Annotated in this window: 22 protein-coding genes; 17 read left to right on the forward strand and 5 right to left on the reverse strand. The window is 56.6% G+C overall.

Going from position 1 to position 20,353, the window contains the following annotated elements:
- Positions 1-33: 33 nt before the first annotated feature.
- Positions 34-765: an ABC transporter substrate-binding protein gene (locus ACB033_RS04285; RefSeq protein WP_024942579.1), complete on the reverse strand. Its 732-nt coding sequence runs from the start codon at positions 763-765 to the stop codon at positions 34-36.
- Between the two features lie 113 nt (positions 766-878).
- Here ACB033_RS04285 and ACB033_RS04290 point away from each other — a divergent pair, with 113 nt between their 5' ends.
- The 4 genes from ACB033_RS04290 to ACB033_RS04305 all read left to right on the forward strand — a co-directional run bounded on the left by ACB033_RS04290 (position 879) and on the right by ACB033_RS04305 (position 4,579).
- Positions 879-1,235: a DMT family protein gene (locus ACB033_RS04290; RefSeq protein WP_005302630.1), complete on the forward strand. Its 357-nt coding sequence runs from the start codon at positions 879-881 to the stop codon at positions 1,233-1,235.
- A 59-nt stretch (positions 1,236-1,294) separates the two neighbouring features.
- Positions 1,295-2,434, forward strand: coding sequence for a type IVa pilus ATPase TapW (gene tapW / locus ACB033_RS04295; protein WP_139726035.1), 1,140 nt, complete (start codon positions 1,295-1,297; stop codon positions 2,432-2,434).
- 258 nt (positions 2,435-2,692) lie between these two features.
- Positions 2,693-3,964 carry a glucose-1-phosphate adenylyltransferase gene (glgC, locus tag ACB033_RS04300; RefSeq protein ID WP_139726036.1) on the forward strand — a complete coding sequence of 424 codons (1,272 nt, stop codon included), beginning with the start codon at positions 2,693-2,695 and terminating at the stop codon, positions 3,962-3,964.
- Positions 3,965-4,099: 135 nt separating this feature from the next.
- Complete coding sequence (locus ACB033_RS04305; RefSeq protein ID WP_162519940.1) at positions 4,100-4,579, forward strand: WbuC family cupin fold metalloprotein; 480 nt, start codon at positions 4,100-4,102, stop codon at positions 4,577-4,579.
- A gap of 111 nt (positions 4,580-4,690) precedes the next feature.
- Here ACB033_RS04305 and ACB033_RS04310 read toward each other — a convergent pair whose 3' ends face one another.
- Genes ACB033_RS04310 through ACB033_RS04320 form a run of 3 tightly spaced genes read right to left on the reverse strand, consistent with a single transcriptional unit; the run spans position 4,691 to position 7,427 of the window.
- A complete protein-coding gene (locus tag ACB033_RS04310) occupies positions 4,691-4,933 on the reverse strand; it encodes a FeoC-like transcriptional regulator (protein ID WP_005302637.1) in 243 nt (80 codons plus the stop codon).
- The gene (feoB, locus tag ACB033_RS04315; protein WP_139726038.1) at positions 4,930-7,203 is read right to left on the reverse strand and encodes a Fe(2+) transporter permease subunit FeoB; all 2,274 of its coding nucleotides are present in this window, start codon (positions 7,201-7,203) and stop codon (positions 4,930-4,932) included. Before feoB ends, ACB033_RS04310 begins: the two co-directional genes overlap by 4 nt.
- On the reverse strand, positions 7,200-7,427 hold the full coding sequence (locus tag ACB033_RS04320) for a FeoA family protein (protein ID WP_005302641.1): 228 nt from the start codon (positions 7,425-7,427) through the stop codon (positions 7,200-7,202). Before ACB033_RS04320 ends, feoB begins: the two co-directional genes overlap by 4 nt.
- A gap of 120 nt (positions 7,428-7,547) precedes the next feature.
- Between ACB033_RS04320 and ACB033_RS04325 the strand changes: the two genes are divergently transcribed.
- From ACB033_RS04325 to ACB033_RS04355, 7 genes are all read left to right on the forward strand, one after another.
- The gene (locus ACB033_RS04325; RefSeq protein ID WP_019840264.1) at positions 7,548-7,877 is read left to right on the forward strand and encodes a translation initiation factor; all 330 of its coding nucleotides are present in this window, start codon (positions 7,548-7,550) and stop codon (positions 7,875-7,877) included.
- 256 nt (positions 7,878-8,133) lie between these two features.
- Complete coding sequence (locus ACB033_RS04330) at positions 8,134-8,691, forward strand: TMEM165/GDT1 family protein (RefSeq protein ID WP_010633534.1); 558 nt, start codon at positions 8,134-8,136, stop codon at positions 8,689-8,691.
- A gap of 203 nt (positions 8,692-8,894) precedes the next feature.
- On the forward strand, positions 8,895-9,833 hold the full coding sequence (locus ACB033_RS04335; protein ID WP_139726039.1) for a DUF2157 domain-containing protein: 939 nt from the start codon (positions 8,895-8,897) through the stop codon (positions 9,831-9,833).
- Positions 9,826-10,833 carry a DUF4401 domain-containing protein gene (locus tag ACB033_RS04340; protein WP_139726040.1) on the forward strand — a complete coding sequence of 336 codons (1,008 nt, stop codon included), beginning with the start codon at positions 9,826-9,828 and terminating at the stop codon, positions 10,831-10,833. The genes ACB033_RS04335 and ACB033_RS04340 overlap by 8 nt, the downstream gene beginning before the upstream one ends.
- Positions 10,830-11,327: a GDYXXLXY domain-containing protein gene (locus tag ACB033_RS04345; RefSeq protein ID WP_139726041.1), complete on the forward strand. Its 498-nt coding sequence runs from the start codon at positions 10,830-10,832 to the stop codon at positions 11,325-11,327. Before ACB033_RS04340 ends, ACB033_RS04345 begins: the two co-directional genes overlap by 4 nt.
- Before the next feature lie 72 nt (positions 11,328-11,399).
- Positions 11,400-12,140 (forward strand): ABC transporter substrate-binding protein, encoded by a 741-nt coding sequence (locus tag ACB033_RS04350; protein ID WP_010633530.1) that lies wholly within the window; start codon positions 11,400-11,402, stop codon positions 12,138-12,140.
- Between the two features lie 76 nt (positions 12,141-12,216).
- A complete protein-coding gene (locus tag ACB033_RS04355; protein ID WP_017780740.1) occupies positions 12,217-12,963 on the forward strand; it encodes an ABC transporter substrate-binding protein in 747 nt (248 codons plus the stop codon).
- A gap of 60 nt (positions 12,964-13,023) precedes the next feature.
- On the opposite strand, the gene ACB033_RS04360 is transcribed toward ACB033_RS04355, so the two are convergent.
- Positions 13,024-14,037, reverse strand: a complete 1,014-nt coding sequence (locus ACB033_RS04360; RefSeq protein WP_371140357.1) for a diguanylate cyclase — start codon at positions 14,035-14,037, stop codon at positions 13,024-13,026.
- Positions 14,038-15,672: 1,635 nt separating this feature from the next.
- On the opposite strand from ACB033_RS04360, the gene ACB033_RS04365 reads away from it, so the two are divergent.
- Genes ACB033_RS04365 through ACB033_RS04390 form a run of 6 tightly spaced genes read left to right on the forward strand, consistent with a single transcriptional unit; the run spans position 15,673 to position 20,223 of the window.
- On the forward strand, positions 15,673-16,755 hold the full coding sequence (locus ACB033_RS04365) for a thymidylate synthase (RefSeq protein WP_371140358.1): 1,083 nt from the start codon (positions 15,673-15,675) through the stop codon (positions 16,753-16,755).
- On the forward strand, positions 16,752-17,303 hold the full coding sequence (locus ACB033_RS04370) for an adenylate kinase (protein ID WP_050559005.1): 552 nt from the start codon (positions 16,752-16,754) through the stop codon (positions 17,301-17,303). Before ACB033_RS04365 ends, ACB033_RS04370 begins: the two co-directional genes overlap by 4 nt.
- Entirely contained in the window at positions 17,287-18,315 is a 1,029-nt protein-coding gene (locus ACB033_RS04375; RefSeq protein WP_050559006.1) for a nucleotide kinase domain-containing protein, read from the forward strand. Before ACB033_RS04370 ends, ACB033_RS04375 begins: the two co-directional genes overlap by 17 nt.
- Before the next feature lie 20 nt (positions 18,316-18,335).
- A complete protein-coding gene (locus ACB033_RS04380; protein WP_362848966.1) occupies positions 18,336-18,827 on the forward strand; it encodes a TIR domain-containing protein in 492 nt (163 codons plus the stop codon).
- Positions 18,821-19,486 carry a hypothetical protein gene (locus tag ACB033_RS04385; protein WP_324039576.1) on the forward strand — a complete coding sequence of 222 codons (666 nt, stop codon included), beginning with the start codon at positions 18,821-18,823 and terminating at the stop codon, positions 19,484-19,486. The genes ACB033_RS04380 and ACB033_RS04385 overlap by 7 nt, the downstream gene beginning before the upstream one ends.
- 44 nt (positions 19,487-19,530) lie before the next feature.
- Entirely contained in the window at positions 19,531-20,223 is a 693-nt protein-coding gene (locus ACB033_RS04390; protein ID WP_164091188.1) for a hypothetical protein, read from the forward strand.
- Positions 20,224-20,353: the final 130 nt, after the last annotated feature.

The following is a 20,353-nucleotide window of genomic DNA, read 5'->3' on the forward strand; positions in this document are numbered from 1 at the left end:
AATGTCATGATAACAGCGTGTTACTACCCAAGGTCAAGGCTGGTAAGGCTTGGCGAGGGTGGCGATGTCACCGCTTGCCACCAGCTCCTGCAGGGCCAGTGCCAGCGGTTGCTGCAGCGCCTGGTGGGGAGAGCGCTTGCTCATGCCCAGATAGAGCACCACGGGCTGGGATGGCTGGTAGGCCGCCTTGCGCAGCCCCGCCTCCTTGCCCCGACTCAAGGCATAGTCCACCTGGCAGTCGGTGCCGATCATCAACGGCAGATGGCCGCGCTGCACCATGCGCAGCAGTTGCTCCTCGGTGGGCACCCCGTGCTTGTCGAGCCGGCTGTCGGAATCGAACGGTTCGAAATAGGCCGAATTGAGCACATAACCCACCCTGTGCCCCTGCAGATCGGCATAGCTGCGCAGGGTCGAGACCTCAGTCCCCTTGCCATAGAAGGCGGGCCGGCACTGGTAATAGGCCGGCTGCAGATAGTCGATGAAGGTCGCCCGCTCCGCCGTCATGGCCAGCCCGATCATCAGGTCCACCTGGCCGGTCTGCATCTGTTTGAGCGCCCGCCCCCAGGGGACCTGCTTCACTTCGAAGCGGATACCGCTGCGCCGCTGCAACTGCTGCAAGATATCCATGTCCAGTCCGCCCAGCCGACCGTCCGGCATTTCAATTCGAAACGGTGGCCAGACATCGGTAGCTACCGTCAGGGTCGGCGCACCGTGCACCTGGCAGGCAAACAGCAGACCAAGCACACCCCAGCTTGTCTTGCCCATCTCGTACAACCCTCTGTCTCTTCATCCTTGATGGATTAAAAATACCCTGCCGCCCCACTTATGAGAACCCATGGTTCGGCGATAAAATGCGATTGATTTTAAAGGAGAACCTAATGAACCCTATCTTTACCAGCATCGGCCTGCTGCTGTGCAGCAACGTTTTTATGACCTTCGCCTGGTACGCCCACCTCAAGAGTATGAATCACAAACCCTGGATCATCGCCGCCCTGGTGAGCTGGGGAATAGCGCTGTTCGAATACCTGCTGCAGGTACCCGCCAACCGTATCGGCCATACCGTGCTCTCCGTCGGCCAGCTCAAGATCCTGCAGGAGGTGATCACCCTCACCGTGTTCGTCCCCTTCTCCATCTTCTATCTGAAAGAGGATCTGAAATGGGATTACCTGTGGGCTGGCCTGTGCATCCTGGGCGCGGTCTTTTTTGTCTTTCGCGAGAAACTCACCGGCGCCTGACGCTGTACACTCAATAACATCCCCAGCAAGGCATCTCCTTGATAGACGAGGCAAAAACCATGGAATTGCGAGACATGCTACAGATCCTGGCCAAGCAGGACGGCTCAGACCTCTATCTGTCGACCGGCGCGCCCCCCTGTGCCAAGTTCAACGGCGGCCTGCGCCCCTTGAGCGAGACGCCGCTCGAGCCCGGCGAGGTGGCCAGCATAGCCGACGCCATCATGGACGGCGAGCAGAAGCAGCAGTTTGAGAAGGAGCTGGAGATGAACCTCGCCATCTCCCTGCCCCAGATAGGGCGCTTTCGGATCAACATCTTTAAGCAGCGCAACGAAGTCTCCCTGGTGGCGCGCAACATCAAGACCGAGATCCCCCGCTTCGAGGACTTGAAACTGCCCCCCGTGCTGCTCGACACCATCATGGAGAAACGGGGGCTGGTGCTGTTCGTCGGCGGCACCGGTTCGGGCAAATCCACCTCGCTCGCGGCCCTTATCGACCATCGCAACCGCAACAGCGGCGGCCACATCATCACCATCGAGGATCCGGTGGAGTTCGTGCACCGCCACCGCAAGAGCATCATCAACCAGCGGGAGGTGGGGGTGGATACCCGCAGCTTCCACGCCGCCCTGAAAAACACCCTGCGCCAGGCGCCGGACGTGATCCTTATCGGCGAAATTCGCGATCGCGAAACCATGGAGCATGCGCTGGCCTTCTCGGAGACCGGCCACCTGGCCATCTCCACCCTGCACGCCAACAACGCCAACCAGGCGCTGGATCGCATCATCAACTTCTTCCCGGAAGAGCGCCGGCCCCAGCTGCTCAACGATCTTGGCAACAACCTCAAGGCGTTTGTCTCCCAGCGGCTGGTGAAAACCACTGATGGCGGCCGCCGGGCTGCGGTGGAGATCATGCTGGGCACCCACACCATCCGCGACATGGTCAAGCGCGGCGAGTTTGGCGGCCTCAAGGAGGTGATGGAGAAGTCCAAGGCCCTCGGCATGGTCACCTTCGACAGTGCCCTGTTCGATCTGGTGGTGGAAGGGGTGATCGAGGAGGAGGAGGCGGTGAAGAACGCCGATTCGGCCAACAACCTGCGCCTCAAGATCAAGCTGTGGAAGGAGAAGGGCCAGATCGCCAGCAGCAGCGATGCCACCGGCTGGAGCCTGGAGCCCACCAAGGACGAGAAGGACGATCTGTTCTGACCCACCTCCCCCCTTGAACCTGAAAACACCCGCCCCGGCGGGTGTTTTCATATCCCGGCTGCCTCCCCCCTCCTCGCTCGCCCGTAGCACACAGCGACATCTGGTGAACGAACGGCCCATCTGCGACAAAATCTGTCACCGAAAATGGCAAAACCATCACTTGACCGAAAAACCATGCAAGAAGTGTGAGTGAAAGCTCTTTCATACCGGCTTCAAAGGAGGCACCATCAAAGAGTTCTATCAATAAAGGGGTATTAAATGTCGTTACAACCTGCCAATACAGCACAGTCAAGACAGTTGCTGAACGAGACCATGGCCTTGGTTCTCGCAGGAGGGCGGGGCAGTCGCCTCAAACAGTTGACGGACAACAGGGCGAAACCGGCAGTACACTTCGGCGGCAAGTTCCGCATCATCGACTTCGTACTCTCCAACTGCATCAACTCCGGCATTCGCCGGGTCGGAGTGGTGACCCAGTACAAATCCCACAGCCTGCTGCGCCACCTGCAGTCCGGATGGTCCTTTTTGCGTTATCAGATGAACGAGTTCATCGACCTGCTGCCCGCCCAGCAACGGGTGGACGAGGTCACCTGGTATCGCGGCACCGCCGATGCGGTCTACCAGAACCTGGACATCATTCGCGATCACGGCCCCAGGTATGTGGTGGTGCTGGCGGGGGATCACATCTACAAGATGGATTACGCCGCCATGCTGCTCGATCACGTCAACATGGGGGCCAGGGTGACGGTGGCCTGTATCGAGGTGCCGCGCCAGGAGGCGAGCGCCTTCGGGGTGATGGCGGTGGACGGGGATCGCAAGATCAACGCCTTCGTCGAGAAGCCCGCCAACCCACCCGCCATGCCGGGCAAGCCCGACACCGCGCTGGCCTCCATGGGGATCTACATCTTCGAGGCGGACTACCTCTACCAGCTGCTGGAAGAGGATCTCGCCAACCCGGCCTCCCACCACGATTTCGGCATGGACGTGATCCCGCGGGTGGTGCAAGAGGGCACCGCCTACGCCCACCCGTTCGGCATGTCTTGCGTCGGCTGCTGCCCGCAAAAGCGCCCCTACTGGCGCGACGTGGGCACGGTGGATTCGTTCTGGGAGGCCAACATGGATCTCGCCTCCGTCACCCCCGAGCTCGACATCTATGATCAGGACTGGCCCATCTGGACCAGCCAGAACATGACCCCGCCCGCCAAGTTCGTGCAGGACAGAAACGGCCAGCACGGCATGACCATCAACTCCATGTTTTCCGGCGGCACCATCGTCAGCGGCTCCTTCATCGTGAGCTCGGTGCTGTTTACCAACGTGCGGGTCGACTCCTTCTGCACCCTGGATCAGGCGGTGATCTTCCCCGGAGTCGAGATAGGCCCGGGCTGCCGGCTGCGCCGGGTGGTGATCGACAAGGGCTGCAAGCTACCGGAAGGACTGGTGGTGGGGGAAAACGCCAGCGAGGATGCCCGTCGCTTCTACCGCTCCGAACAGGGGATAGTGCTGGTCACCCAGGAGATGCTGGCCAGGCTGTGATGCCGCCGCGCCGGCAAGCGGGAGCCCTGTCGGCTCCCTTTTTACATTTGCTTACCGCTCGCGCCTTGTCCGGCCGCCCCCGGTGCGTGCTACTCTGCCCTCGGCCCTTGCCTTCGTCTCACCATGGAATCGCATATGAAAAAACTGGATGTTGCCCGCCTTGCCAGCCTCGCCGACGAGGCCGCCCACTCCCCGCGCCTGCGCATGAACCACAACCTGCATCAGGAGCTGGCCGACCCCATCCAGCGCCTGGCCATCGCCATGGAGCCGGGCACCTATATCCGCCCCCATCGCCACCTGCAGACCTGGGAGCTGCTCACCGCGCTGCAAGGGCGCTTCGTGGTACTCAATTTCGATGACGAGGGCACCGTCACTGCCCGCGCCGTGCTGGGGGAAGAGACCTCGGTGCTGGAGACCCCCGTCGCCAGCTGGCATGCGGTGCTATCTCTGGATCCCGGCGCCGTCATCTTCGAGGTCAAGCACGGCCCCTACGCCCCCTTTCGGGAAGAGGACTTCGCCCCCTGGTCACCGGCGGTGGACGACATCCAGGGCCAGCAGGCGCTGATGGCCTGGTATCGCCACGCCGAGCTGGGCCAGCGCTGGCCGGGGCGCTGATCTGCCCCCCTTCTACACCAACCCAGCGAACAGGGCGAACACGCGCCAATAAAAAGACCCGCCAGCGGCGGGTCTTTTTTTATATTCGAATGCGGGCTATCGGGCGTGAGCTCAGCCCTTTTGCACCAGACCAATCTGACCCGGCTCGCACCACTCGAACATCACCTCCTGGCTCTTGCCGCAGCAGGAGCCACCGCACACCTGGGTCTCCCGCTTCGCGACCCGCCCCTTGCGCATCCAGACGCCGAGCATGGCCTCCACCGCATCTTCCGAGGTGTGGAAGTGGCGGGCCAGCTCGCGCCGGCTCGCCTTCTGCTGCGCGGCGAGGTACTCCCCCAGCTCGCGCAGGATCATAGGGCCACCACCTTGCGCGCCACTATGTCGCCGTGGCGACGGCCCAGCCACCAGAGCAGCAGCAGGGAGAGGCCGTAGCTCGCCACCCAGAACAGGCTTTGCTCGGGGTGGGCGGCGAAGGTGGCCAGCTGATAGAAGACGGTGGCGCACATGAAGGCCATGTAGTTGCACCAGGCGGCGGTCAGCAGGGCCCACTGGCGGCCGGTCTCCCGCACCAGGGCGCCCATGGCGGCGGCGCAGGGCATGTAGAGCAGCACGAACAACAGGTAGGCAAAGGCACCGGCCGCCCCGTCGAAGTGGCTCTGCATGTTGCCGTAGGTGGAGACGTCCACCTCCTGCGCCTCGGCGGCGGCCTGCTGATCATCCAGATTGCCCACCGCCAGCCCCATGGGGTCGGTCGGGTCGATGTCGGCCAGATTGGTGGCCACTGCGGCGATCGCTTCCTGGAAGCTGCTTACCAGGGAGAACTCGCTCGCCTCCTCTTCCCCGTCGCCGCTGCCGGCGTAGAGGCTGTTGAGGGTACCGACCACCGCCTCTTTGGCGAAGATGCCGGTGACGATGCCGACCGTGGCCTGCCAGTTGTCATCGCGCACGCCGATGGGGTGCAGCACAGGGGTCACCGCCTGGCTGATTTTGCTCAGCACCGAGCTCTCCTGATCCTGGTGGCCGAAGCTGCCATCGGTGCCGAGCGAGTTGAGTACGCTCAGCACGGCGACCACCAGTACGATGGTTTTACCGGCGCCGAACACGAAGGACTTGAGCTTCTGCCAGGTCTTGATGCCGACGTTGACCGGGCGCGGCCACTCGTAGTCCGGCATCTCCATCAGCATGGAGTCGCTCTTGCCCGGCAACAGGGTGCTGCGCAGCAACAGGCCGGTGAGCACCGCCACCAGAATGCCGATGAGGTAGAGACCGAACACCAGGTTCTGGCCCGACTCGGGGAAGAAGGCCACCGCGAACAGGGCGTAGACCGGCAGGCGAGCACCGCACGACATGAAGGGGGCCATGGCCGAGGTCATCAGCCGCTCGCGCTCGGAGTTGAGGGTACGGGTCGCCATCACCGAGGGCACGGTGCAGCCAAAGCCCATCAACATGGGCACGAACGCCTTGCCCGGCAGGCCGAGGCGGCGCATCAGGGCATCCACCACAAATGCGGCGCGGGCCAGGTAGCCGGAGCTCTCCAGCACCGCCAGGAACAGGTAGAGGCAGCCGATCACCGGGATGAAGGTGGCGACGGTCTGCAAACCCACCCCGAAGCCATCCGCCAAGATGGCCCCCAGCCAGTCCGGCGCATGGACGAGCCCCAGCAGGTGGTGGACGCCATCGACAAACAGGGCGCCGCCCATGATGTCGAAGAAGTCGATGAAGGCGCTGCCCACCTTGATGGCGAACATGAACATCAGGTACATCACCAGCAGGAAGAAGGGGATGCCGAACCAGCGGTTGAGCAGCACCCGATCGAGCCGCTCGCTCTGGGCCGCGGTGAGCTTGCCCTTCTGCTGGCACGCCTGGGCGGCCCACTGGTGGATGTGGCCGTAGCGGATGTCCGCCAGCTGCAGGTCCACATCCTGCCCGTGGTGAGCGCGGGCCACCACGTTGGCGGCGGCGGCCTGCTGGCCGGGCAGCAGGGTCTCCTGCATCACCGCATCTTCTTCCAGCAGGCGCAGGGCGCGGCCACGGGCGGTGAGGTGGTGCGGGGCGAGCAGGGTCTCAAGCTCCGCCAGATCTTTTTCCAGCTCGCAGCCGTAGTCCAGCAACAGTGCCGGCTGCGGCTGGCCGATGAACTGCTGGATCTGGTTCTTGAAGGCGGCGACCTGCTGGCGGTTGTGGGCCGAGAGGGCCACCACCGGGCAGCCGAGGGCCTTGGCGAGCTTGCTCTCGTCGATGGTGATGCGCCGCTTTTGCAGGATGTCCATCTTGTTGAGCACCACCACCATGGGCAGCCCCAGCTCGCGCAGTTGCAGCGTGAGGTAGAGGGAGCGCTCCAGGTTGGCGGCGTCGATGACGTTGAGCAGCAGATCCGGCTGCTGGCCCTCCACGAAGCGGCTGGCGATCTGCTCGTCCAGGCTCCCTTCCTGGTTGGCCAGGCTGTAGATGCCGGGCAGGTCCATCAGGTTGTAGTCGTGGCCCTGGGCACTGAATTCGCCCATCTTCTTGTCGACGGTGACGCCGCTCCAGTTGCCCACCTGCTGGCGGGCCCCGGTCAGGGCGTTGAACAGGGAGGTCTTGCCGCTATTGGGGTTGCCGACGGTTACCAGGGAGTAGTTCATACCGGCTCGACCTCGATTTGCTGGGCAAGGCTTTTTTGCATGGAGAGGCAGATCCCCTGACACTGGATCTGCAGCGGATCCCCGAGCGGGGCCGCGCGCAAATAGATGACTTCAGTCTGGGGCAGCAAGCCCATCACCATCAGCTTGCGCCGCAGGGGACGGGTCAATTGATTCATGTTCTTGATGCGAGCACTCTGTCCCGGTGACAACTGCGCGAGTACCATGACTGACTCCTGAAGTTAAACAATAATAATTCTCTTTTACTTGAGGGCATTATAATCCGTGTTTTCAAAGCTTATTTGAGTAAAATCAAACTCCGCTTAGCTAACCCACAAATAACTGCCATGAGTCACGACAACAACAGCCGCCTGGTCTACAGCACGGACGGCGGCATCATCAAAGAACAGAACCAGCCGCAATCCGCCTCCCCCTTCCCCACCGACGGGGTGGTGCGCATTCGCCGCGAAACCAAGGGGCGCAAGGGCGCCGGGGTCATCACCATCCACGGCGTCCCGGCCGAACAGCAAAAGAGCATCGCCACCCTGCTCAAGAAAAAGTGCGGCACCGGCGGCGGCCTGAAAGAGGGAGTGATCGAGATCCAGGGGGACAAACGGGATCTGATCAAGGCCGAGCTCGAGAAGGCCGGTTTCAGCGTCAAGCTGGTGGGTGGCTGATCCCGACGCCGCCCGGCTTGCGTCACTTTCGCTTTTTCCCTAGAATGCCCGCTCCCATCGAGGGGGAGTAGTCTCGCCAGCCGGCCCCAAACCGGTTCGCGACCCTGATCAACATACTTGGTGCCAACTCACCATGGTCAGGGTGATCCACGCCAGCCGCGGATTTGACAAGACCTTTGACGGGCCAGTGCCAATACCGGGGACGGATGGCGCAGGCTTGTCTCAGGTATAACAATTCCGTCCCCCGGTCATTTTTATGGAAGCCTTGTTAACCTCAACCCTCAGCGTGGCCATCGCCGAAATCGGCGACAAGACCCAGCTGCTGGCGCTGTTGCTCATCTGTCGTTTTCGCAAGCCCTGGCCCATCATCGCCGGCATGCTGGCGGCCACCCTGCTCAACCACGCCGGCGCCGCCTGGCTTGGCGAGTTCATCAGCCGCTGGCTCGACCCCAAGGTGATGACCTACCTGGTGGCCGGCGCCTTCATCGCCATGGCCGCCTGGATCCTGGTGCCGGACAAGATGGACGACGAGGAGAGCCCGCTCGACAAATACGGCCCCTTCATGGCCACCTTCGTGCTGTTCTTCATCGCCGAGATCGGCGACAAGACCCAGATCGCCACCGTGCTGCTGGCGGCCAAGTACGACTCGCTGACCCAGGTCATCACCGGCACCACCCTCGGCATGATGCTGGCCAACGTGCCTGTGGTGCTGCTTGGCAAGCTGGGGGCCGATCGCCTGCCCCTCAAGGGGATCCGCATCGCCTGCGCCATCCTGTTCGTGGGCCTCGGGGTGAGCACCCTGCTGTTCGCCTGACCCGGCCGGATCAGAAGGTGGCGAGGCAAGGGTGAGCACTTGCCGACGACGCTCCCGCGCCCATGTCGTCTCTTTGCACGCAAGCCCCGTCCTCTGGCGGGGCTTTTTGCTGCCCGCATGGCGGGCCTGCGGCGCCCGCAGACGGGGGCTGCCAACCGGCGCCATGGCCGTGGCATAATGCGGCAAACCTGATGGAGCATCCCATGCACTTCACCTCAAGACAGACGCTGCTCGACTGGGTCAGGCGCGGGCGTCTCGACCGGGCCCAGTTGCCCGCCGCCCTCGCCCTGTGCGAGCTGCCCCCCGGCCCTGCCCGCTGGCAGTGGCTGTTCGATCGGCTGCTGCTCTGGCTTGGCAGTCTGTGCCTCGGCGCCGGTCTGGTGTTCTTCGTCGCCTTCAACTGGCAGGAGCTGGGCCGCCTCTCGCGCCTCGCGCTGCTGGAGCTGCCGCTGCTCGCCATGCTGCTGTTGCTGTGGCGCAAGCCCCTCGCCGACAGCCAGCGCCAGGCGCTGCTGCTCGCCATCGCCCTCAACATCGGTGCTCTGCTGGCGCTGGTGGGGCAGACCTACCAGACCGGCGCCGATCCCTGGCAGCTGTTCGCCACCTGGGCGCTGATGCTGCTGCCGCTGGCGGCGCTCGGCCAGAGCCCGCTGCTGTGGACCCTGAGCTGGCTGCTCGGTCAGCTGGCGCTGGTGCTCTACTGGCGGCTCGGCCTGTTCAACTTCTTCTTCGCCTTCGACGAAGAGGCCCTCGGCTGGAGCCTGACCCTGTTCAACGCCGCCCTCTGGGGCATATTGCTGCTGGTGCCCGCCCGCTACCGGCTGATGCCCTCCTGGCTGGCGGGGCTGGCCGCCGGGCTCGGCGTCACCTTGCTAACCCTGCTGGCGCTGTTCGATGCCGCCTCCCCCTGGGTCTGGCCGGCCTGGATCGGCTGGCTGGCGGCCGCCTACCTGCGCTGGCACCACAGGTTCATCGCCGGGCTCGCCATGGGCTGCCTGAGCCTCATCGTGGTGCTGCTGACCGCGCTCGGCAAATGGATGGAGCCGGACGTCGACGGCTTCCTGCTGCTCTGCCTCATCGCCATCGGCCTGTCGGTGGCCGCCAGCCGCTGGCTGCAACAACAACGGAGGCCCCATGAGTGATCTGACCCCCTGGCAGCGACTGCAACGGGCCCGGTTGGTGGAAGGGGATGCCCCCCGCGACGACCAGCCCCACTGGTCGAGCCGCTTTCTGCTCGGCATGGTGGGCTGGATTGCCGCCCTGTTCCTGCTGTTCTTCCTGTTCATGTCGTTCTCCCAGCTCACCCGGGATGCCGACAGCGCCCTGCTGATGGGCGCCGTGCTGATGGCCATCGCCTTTTGCCTCAACCGCTTCGCCACCCGCAGCGATCTGTGGGATCAGTTCGTGCTGGCGCTGGCGCTGGCCGGCGATGCCTGGCTGCTCTATGGCCTGCTCGATCGGCTGGATCTGCACTCGGCCCCGCTCTGGCTCGGCCTTGCCCTGCTCTCACTCGCCATCGCCGCCCTGTTCGAACACTGGCTGATCCGGCTGTTCCACAGCTTCGCCACCGCCATCCTGCTCACCCTTGGACTGGCCTGCCTCGGTCTGCAACTGCTGGCCCTGCCGCTGGTGATGACGGCCCTTACCCTCTGCTGGCTGCAGGCAGAACGCGATCCAGCGCGCCATCAGCTCTTTGAATCCCTCACCCTGGGGCTGGCGCTCTCCCTGCTGGTGCTGGGGCGCCTGCACCACCCGCTGTGGGAGGGCGGCGCCAGCATGCTCGACGAGCTCGGCCACTCCCGCCTGCCGCTCTGGCTCAACCCGCTGCTCTGCGCCGCTCTGTTGCTGGGGCTGATGATCCGGCTGAAACTGCCGCTGCTGTACGGGCTGCCACTGGTGCTGCTCAGCGCCCTCATCCCCGGCATGGGGGCCGGCGCCCTGGTGCTGGTGCTCGGCTTCTATGCCGGCAGCGTTGGCCTGATGACCCTGGCCGGCCTGCTGCTGGTCGGCTTTGGCTCTCTCTATTACTACGATCTGGGGCTGACCCTGATGACCAAATCCTGGCTGCTGCTGGGCTCGGGCGCCCTGCTGCTCGGCGCCCGCCAGCTGCTCAAACGGCTGAGCCTGCGGAGCCCCTCATGAGACGACTCGCCCTGCTGCTGACCGGCCTCGCCATCCTGGCGGTCATCAATATCACCGTCTGGCGCTACGAGCACGCCATGAGCAGTGGCGAGGTGGTGCTGCTGCGCCTCGCCCCGGTCGACCCGCGCTCCCTGATGCAGGGGGATTACATGCGCCTCAACTACGAACTCGCCCGCCAGCTCGGCAACCGGCGCCACGACGAGGCCCCCGCCGATACCCTGGTGATCCGCCTCGACGAGCAGCAGATCGCCAGCTGGGTGGAAGGGGGCAAGCCGGAGCAGCTGGCCCGGGATGAACGGCTGCTGCAGGTGCGCCAAAGCGATGGCCAGTGGCGCATCGGCCCCGATGCCTACTTCTTCGAGGAGGGCACAGGCGAGCAGTACGAGGCGGCGTGCTACGGCGAATTTCGCCTGCAGGAGAGCGGCAAGGCCCTGCTGGTGGGGCTGCGCGATGAGCAGCTAAAACCGCTGGGCAACCCCAGAGCGCGCTGGTAACTGCTGGCAATATCAGGCTTTTTTGCCCACACTTGGGCAAGATGATCGCCCGCGCTACGCCAAGGATTGCCCATGAGGAGAGGTTTTTTCGGTTGTCTGCTGCTGTTGTCATGCCTTGGCACGGCGCAGGCCGAGCTCGGCAAGCTGGAGTACCTGACCGAGGAGTATCCCCCCTACAACTTCACCGATGCCGCCGGCCAGCCCGGTGGCCTCGCGGTGGAGCTGCTGCAGCGCATCTGGCAAAACACCCAGACGCCCCCCCAGCCCATCCGCATCCTGCCCTGGGCGCGGGGTTACTACCTGCTCACCCAGAAACCCAACGTGGTGCTCTTCTCCACCGCCCGCACCGACACCCGCGATCCCCTGTTCAAGTGGGCCTGCCCCATCGGCCACGCCGAGTACGTGCTGCTGGCCTACAAGCGCCGCCCCATTACCCTGAGCGCCGTCGAGCAGATCAACGACTACCGCATCAGCGCCGTGCGCTCCGATGCCTCCGAGCAGTTGCTGCTCAACCGCGGCATGGACGAGAACCGCATCATCCCCGCCAACCGGCTGAGCCAGGGGCTGAAGATGCTGGTGTCGGGCCGCGCCGATCTGCTGGCGACCGGCAAGCTGGCGGGCTACGACGCCATCAAGGAGCTGCAGCTCGATACCAAAGCGTTCACGGTGGCCTTCGTACTGGATGCCGAAGAGCTCTGCTACGCCTTCAGCCGCCAGGTGGATGACGGGGTGATCAAGCAGTTTCAGCGCGCCCTCAACCAGGCGCTCGCCTCGCCGGACTATCAGGCGCTGCGGCGCCAATACATGCCGTGAGCCGTGCCACGGCTGGCGATTTGGCCGGCTTTGATAACACTTGAGAGTGACGCAACACCCCACCAGGATGGCCAAAATGAAAAAATGGACCGGATTCGCCGCACTCGTGTTTGCCACCCTGGCCCAGGCCAGTCCCGAGCTTGGCAAGCTGCACTACCTCAGCGAAGAGTACAAACCCTACAACTTCTCCAACGAGGCGGGCGCCCCCACCGGGCTCGCCGTCGAGCTGCTGCAACAGGTGTGGAAGAAGACCAACACCCCGCCGCAGACCGTCACCATCATGCCCTGGGCGCGGGGCTACTACCTGCTGACCCAGAAACCCAACGTGGTGCTCTTCTCCACCGCCCGCACCGAGGCGCGGGATCCTCTGTTCAAGTGGGCCTGCCCCATCGGTTACGCCGAGATCGTGCTGATGGGACTGGCCAAGAACCCGATCAAGATAGCCAGGCTGGAAGATGCCCAGCAGTACAACATAGGGGCGGTGCGGGCCGACGTGGGGGAGCAACTGCTGCTCAACAACGGCTTCGACGAGCAGAAGATCCTGCCGGCCAACCGCCTGCCCCAGGCGCTCAAGATGCTCACCTCGGGCCGGGTCGATCTTATCTCCACCAACAAGACCACCATGCTGGATCTGATCGCCTCCCAGCAGCTGGATCCCGCCCAGTTCAAGGTGTTCTGGATGTTGAGCTCCGAGCAGTTCTGCTTCGCCTTCAGCCACCCGGTGAGCGACGAGCTGGTCAAGGAGTTCCAGAGCGGCCTGACCCAGGTGCTGGCCAGCAGCGAGTTCCAGCAGATCCAGAGCAAGTACTTCCCCGCCCGCTGAGGGGTGGCATGAAGAAGGGGCCCAGCGGGGCCCCTTTTGTTTGCCTGTCTCACCTGCGCGTCAGCTCGGCCGGCGACGCTGGCGCTTGACTTCGTACATGCAGGCATCGGCCAGCCTCAGCGCCTCGTCCACCGTGCTGAGGGCCGGATCGGTGGCCACCACCCCCACGCTGGCGCCGGCATAATGAAGCGCTCCGGTGGGCAGCTCGAGCGACACCAGGCTCGCCTCGAACAGCCGGCGCTGGAAGCCCTGCACCGCCGCCTCCCGCGTCTCTTCGCCGCACGGCGGCCCCATCCCCACCGCCACGAACTCGTCGCCCCCCACCCGCGCCAGCAGATCGCCGCCGCGCAGCACACAGGAGAGCGCCGCCGCCACCCGTTGCAACAGCAGGTCACCCACATCGTGGCCGTGGGTGTCGTTGATGGCCTTGAAGCCATCGAGATCGATAAAGCCTATCAACAGCGGATGCTCGACCCGCTCTGCCAGCGAAAAGAGGCGGTTGAGCTCGTGCATCAGTGCCCGCCGGTTGGGCAGCCCGGTCAGCGGGTCGCTCAGCGCCTGGCGCGACAGCTCGTTGTTGGCCTGCTGCAACTGCTGCAGCAGCTGTTCACGCTCCACCTGCTCGGCGATGAGCCGGGCGAAGAAGGCGATCAGATGATCCGAACCCGCCAGCAGTGGTTTGTGTTCGGCGCTGGCGGCGCACAGGGTGCCATAGAGGGAGCCGGAGGGGGTGCGCACCGGGCAACTCAGATAGGTGCGAATGCCAAGGGCCTGCGCCGCCTGGGAATCCCCCCAGCAGAGCGCCACATCGTCGGTGTAAAAACGCCCCTCGTCGAGGGCCCGCCGGCAGAGGGTATCGCCCCAGGCCACCGAGGCCCCCTCAGGGATCTGCAGGTCGGCGCTGTTGCGGGCATAGCGGATATGTTGGGTATCGTGACCAAGGTCGATTTCGGTCAGATAGGTGGATTCGAGCCCGGTGACCGTTTCGAGCATCTCCAGCAGCGGGCGGGTCAGGCTCTCCAGATCCCGCGCCCCGGTCACTTGCAGCGACAACGCCTGCAATATTCTGTCCATGCACACCTCCCTGCTTGCATGTCTATTCCTGAAACCATAGCCTCTTCACCCGCCGCCCGCCCCCATCGCGGCGCTATCTCTGCGCTTTTGCCGCCCTTTGTCGCCGAACGACCCTCGATTGTTCGGCAACGTGCTCCGTTTGCAGCCAACACGAGATTACCCCATCTGAGGGGTAATCAGCACCCACTGCCGAAGCAAGCGGTGCCTGTCGTGCGAAGCCATTGGCTGCGGCGGCTTGCCGGTGGCGCTCAAGCGAGCTCGGTATCCTGATGGCCCCTGTCGCTGACCACCTTTATTCGTGGCGCTCCCCTGCCATTCCCCTCACTTGGCTCGCCACTCGGTTCAGCTCTCGGCCTGCCACTCTCCCCTGTCTCTACTCGGCTGTCAGCGCAGCTCGGGGCTCATCTTCCATCACACCCCGAACCTGGGTCAACCGCCGGTTGCCACTCTGCAGCAAAGGAGAAAAAACATGCAATTCTGATGGTTGCATCACTAATTTCATGGATTTGGATGGCCCCGCCGAGGCGGGTTCCGTAAGATGACCATCGGCCCCTGTTGGCCCCGCATATTCATGAATGGTCAAGGGCGCAAGGTGGCGGCGACAGTCAGGGGCGGCAGCGTCTTTGGCGGAGCCCAGCCGGTCTCCCGCGCCTGCGGCAAGGTGCGAGGGGTGCCCCCTCGACGGCTGCTCTCGTCAGCCCCGGGGCTCCATCCCCTCTCCCCTGTGGGAGAGACGTTTGGATCAATGGGTGGGGTTGTGTAGGGTCGATTAGCGAAGCGTAATCGTCCGCGGTAACCGTCCCCTCCCCCCTGCGGGAGAACGGTAGGGTGCAATAAGCGAAGCGCATTGCACCGGGGTAAATGATCCCCTCGCCCCTTGGGGGATAGGGCTTGGGATCAATGGATGGGGTCGAGTAGGGTCGATTAGCGGAGCGTAATCGTCCGCGGTAACCGTCCCCTCTCCCCTTGCGGGAGAGGGCTAGGGTGAGGGGTCACTAGCCTGATTGGCATGGCTGCGCCATGCAGGACACGAGGACTCCGTCCTCGACGGGGTTTCGCCGCCGCTGCGCGGCTTGGCGAGTGACTTTTCTTTGCGTGACCAAAGAAAAGTCACCAAAAGAAAGGCCACCCCCACTTGTTCGCCCTCCTGCGTCGGGTTCCCTCGGTTCACCCGTTTGTCCCACGGCACGCGCCGATGGGCCATCCATGGCCCAGCGGCGCTCGCTCGGCGTCCTGCCTCGCGGCCTGGACAAACGGGCTCACCTCGGCGAACAACAGGGGGCAACCCCGAACCTGATACACCGAGACTGGTTAACAGCATCCGGTGTATTCGAAGCTGTGATCGGGAGAGAGGTTATCTCTGATCCGGCCCCTTACCCGCCATATGGCGAGGCCAGATTGCCGCACCGATGAAACAAGAATCATCAACTTGGTTGCATGGGTGAAAAAATCATTATGAGTACAACAGAAAGCGGCACAGACCCCTATCAGGAAACAGTTTTATATTGAAGGTCCGATAGTGAGTCTTTCACCGTTATGACACCGTATTTCTCTAACGTCCGAACACACTATTTTAAATAGATAATAAAATATTTAATTCACGCCAAACTCATATTTATCAAACGAGACAATATTATGCATGTCGTTTATGGAAGTAATATTAATGGCGTTATAATAAATGCCATAGAAAAGATATTTTCAGATGGTGTCAATACCTCATCAAGAAACGGGAAGACATTAACACTATATGATGTAAGCATCATATTAAATGACCCCAAATCAAGACACCTAAGCTTATTAGGTAGAAAAAACAATATTTTTGCCACGTTTGCAGAAACTCTTTGGGTATTGGCAGGAATGAACAAAATCGCGCCTTATTTATCGTTCTTTGTACCTAGGGCAAAAGAATATTCAGATGATGGTATTACCTGGCGTGCTGCTTACGGTGAAAGGCTCTATGCATATGGGCAAATAGATAATGTAATTAAACAATTTAAAAGTGAAGGTATATTCACAAGAAGAGCTGTAGTAAGTCTTTACATGCCAAATAGGGACACAAGTGAAAGCCTACTTGGAGTAAATTTAGAAAATAGCCTAGACATCCCTTGCAACAACCTAATCCATTTTTTTGTCACGCCAGACAAAAAACTAAATATCAAGGTAACTCAACGAAGTGGGGATTTAATTTTTGGAGTAAGCCATATAAATATTTTTGAATTCAGTCTTTTGCAAGAATTAGTCCTTTCTATGTTACAAAAAGAGGTTGATAGTGAATTACGGTTAGGTTATTTGCATCAGTCAATTACAAACTTGCACATCTATGAAGATAAGATAAAGCAGGCCCAAGACATACTTTCCAACAAAGATAAGCAAAATCTAGACATTAAAAACCAAGACAGTATTTATTTTGCTAGCTCTCTGCAGGAAACTAAACATTTATTACATGACATAGTCTTATTCATTGAAAATATGATAACAATGAATATTACGGATTTGCCACCAATAGAGCTGACCAGAATTGAAATGCAAGCTATATTTACACATTACGATGTAGACTATAATGTTAATCTTCTTTGGGGATATTGTGATGCGACACTGACATATGTTTACCAAAAAAGACTCATGCAACCAATTACTTTACACTCAAGATTAAGTCAAGACTTTATATTATCTATCACTAAAAACAATTTCAATCAACATATAAAGGTCGCACCATGAGAATTGCTTTTATGGGAGTCTCTGGCAGTGGAAAAGATTATCTTGCCAATTATTTAATAAACAACTATGACTTTATTCGCCTCTCATTCAGTGATCAGTTAAAAAAACTTGCTCACCACATATATCCTTGGCTAGAAAAAGACTATCAACCAGAGGAAAAATCATTACCTTTAAACATAGTTTTATCTACTGGAGAGAAAATAACATATTCACCAAGAGATATCTGGCTCAATCTCAACTCTTTAAGAAACATAGAGGAGCAAATATTCATCAGGATGCTCACTGAAGAAATAAAATCCATCGACAATACCAAGAGCATTATAATAACAGATGTACGTTCAACCAATGAGCTATTATGGTGCAAGAATAATAAGTTCACTATTATCTATATAGAGAGAGAACATAATAACTACAAAAATTATGAAATTGATAAATATGTAGTGAAAAATAAATCAAAATCCGACCACGTATTTAACAATGCTACTTTAGGTACAAACGCGTTTAGTAAATTCTTTAAAGAGGCTTTCATCTGTGGATTACAAAAATGACACATTATATTGTAACGTTAATAAGCAGAAAATAAAGTCTGCCAAACCAATACTAAATGACCGAGTAATAAAGGAGTGGTTTTATCATCAACGGGAAAGAACATCTATTTATTATAAAAAAAGCATTCTAGAACTCCCCCCCTTTTGGACTACTGATGAAATATTAAGAAAGTATAAATTTGTAAATACCAAGAGAACATGGGATAGAGAAACGAAATGGTTAATCTCTAATGTGATTAACAATGCATCTTTGAGCTATGAAAACAAAATATTAAACATATTTTTATTTCGTGTCATAAATAAAAGCGATACGCTACGCTCACTTGGCGCACCATTTCACTTCTCTAATATGCGCTTAGATTACATCGATGAAGAAGTAAGAAACAAATTATCAGCAATAGCTTCCAACGACCCAAAATATGTATTTTTTAGCGCAGCATATATACTTGGTGGACCAAAAGTAAGCTTTGGCTCCTTTCTAGAGAAGCGAGAAGGTAAAATAGAAAAAAACATGATCATAAGAATGATCAAGTTTGTTTTCTACAATCAGGATTCAATTGTAAAAGGAGTCACTAATGCAGCAACACAAGATATCGTATATAGCAATCTAAAATCATTCCATGGCATAGGTAGATTTCTAGCCTACCAAATTTTTATCGATCTGACGTACCTTAATGACTTTCCATTTACAGAACATAATTTTGTTATTTCAGGACCAGGATGCGAGAGAGGAGTTAACTGGATTTTTGAAAATAGAGATGGCATGAGCAGCGAAGAGTGCTTGTTTTGGTTTACAGAAAATCAGCACATGATCGCAGAAATATATAATGAAAGTTGGGACATGGATGAAATATTTCATTTTCTACCACAAGCACAACGATGCTACACATTAATGGATATGGAAAATAGTGGTGCATGTGAGATTGATAAAAGGTGCCGGACCAAATTTAACAATAAGAGACCAAAACAAACGTATAATTATAAGTTAAAAAGTAACTTCGAACTTTTTTAACTATATTAGTGAGGATTAAAATGGTTAATACTATTCAACGAAACGTATTTATTAGTCATCACCACAAGGATGATGCAAGTGTTGATGGGATTACTCGCTTAGCATCATCTAAAGGTTATCAATTTAGGAACAGCTCAATAAGAGTAAAACCAGAGAACCAAGCGCGCATAGACCAAAAGAAAATCAGTGACAGAACTATTGAACGTCTTCTTAGAATGAAAATGAGATGGGCAAGTCAAGTTATTGTTGTTATAGGTAAGGAAACACATACAAGGCCGTGGGTTAATTGGGAAATAAAAGTAGCCCATCAGCTTGGAAAACCAATTATTGGCGTTTATGAGAATGGTTTAAAAGACGATGTTGAACTGCCTGACAATCTTAAAACATATGCAACATCTATTGTTGGATGGAGAGCTGAGTCGATCATCGAGGCGCTAGATGGCAATAGCCAATTCCAACATGCTGATGGTCGAGAGAGAGAGAAAATTATTGGGGGAAATATCATATGCTGATATCTCCAAACTCATTTTTGTACGCTTATGCAATCACTCGAGACTTTGGGTTCGCACCTAATCCATTTCATGGAGTTTGTACTTTAGCAACATGCAAGCCACGAATAAGAAAATCGGCAAATGTAGATGATTGGATTTTAGGAATTGGAGGGGCAAAGTTACGCACAGCAAATAAAAAGTGCATTTTATTAATGAAAATAACAGAAAAAATAAATTTTAATGATTATTGGTCAGACTCACGCTTTTCTCTGAAAAAACCGTCTAGAAATGGCAGTCACGTGCAAATGTTAGGAGATAATATATATCATCAAGATATAGACGAAACATGGATACAAGAAGATTCACATCATAGTAACCCTGATGGTAGCTATAATATGACAAACTTAGAGAGAGATACTAAATCTACGTTTGTCCTAATCTCAAATCACTTCTATTATTTTGGCAATGCAGCAATTGATATTGACTTACAATCAATTAGATACAATAAAATAAGAGACTACAAAAAAATAGATATAGCCCAATCAGAAGGGGCAAGGGATATAATAGAAAGTATACACCGCAATAACAAATCAAAATTAAATATGGTTATTTCAGACCCCTGTCAATTTGCTGATTTTTATAAACGGGTAGACCAAAAGTCTGGTTTAATATTAATGTAAACGATTTATAATAATGATGGGTAGTAAATAAGGATAGTTACATCATGTCTAGTTTAATTCCAGCAGCACAAGATACGGCAACTCAACCAATAGAATTAAATATTATCTCAATAAGTTTAGATGGATTTAACTCAGCGCTAAAAATAAATATTCCAGTACCACTATTGATAACAATCGCTCTAGTATTATCAATTCTATTATTCAAGAAAATACAACCAGCATTAAAAAATTACAAGACTGATGAAATCACAATCAAGGAACCATTTACAGGAACTCAAATAAAAATCAAGCCTAGTATAGAGGATAAAAAAATTGCACATAAGATATGGACTGAGCTAGTAACAAGAAAAGCAGCCTTACCTTTTCAACGAGATAAGGATGTAATCGTTGAAGTATACGATAGCTGGCATACATTATTTCAATGTATCAGAGAACAAATAGCAGCGCTTCCGGTAGAAAAACTATCAGGTAAAAAGAAAGAAGATACTGAAAACCTTATTGACATATCAATGATGGTTCTAAATGATGGTTTAAGACCACACCTAACTGAATGGCAGGCCAAATACCGTTCATGGTATAAAGTAGAAAAGGAAAAAGAATGTAATAAATCAATCTCACCTCAAGATATTCAAAGGACTTACGCTTATTATGAACAACTAGTAAGTGATATAGAAAATGTAAATAAGAAACTTCAACTTTTTGCTAATGAGTTGAAACAATTTGTCAGAAGTGACTAAAAGCAACTTAAAAACACACGTTTCATGTCACTATGTATCGACAAAACCATTTTAAAACAGTATTAAATAATATAATTGCTCTTCGGTTTACTCTTCATCAGTTAAATATTAATCCTAATATATTCCATGT

Source organism: Aeromonas sp. S15(2024) (genome assembly GCF_041402265.1).
GTDB classification, from domain to species: Bacteria; Pseudomonadota; Gammaproteobacteria; order Enterobacterales; family Aeromonadaceae; genus Aeromonas; species Aeromonas dhakensis.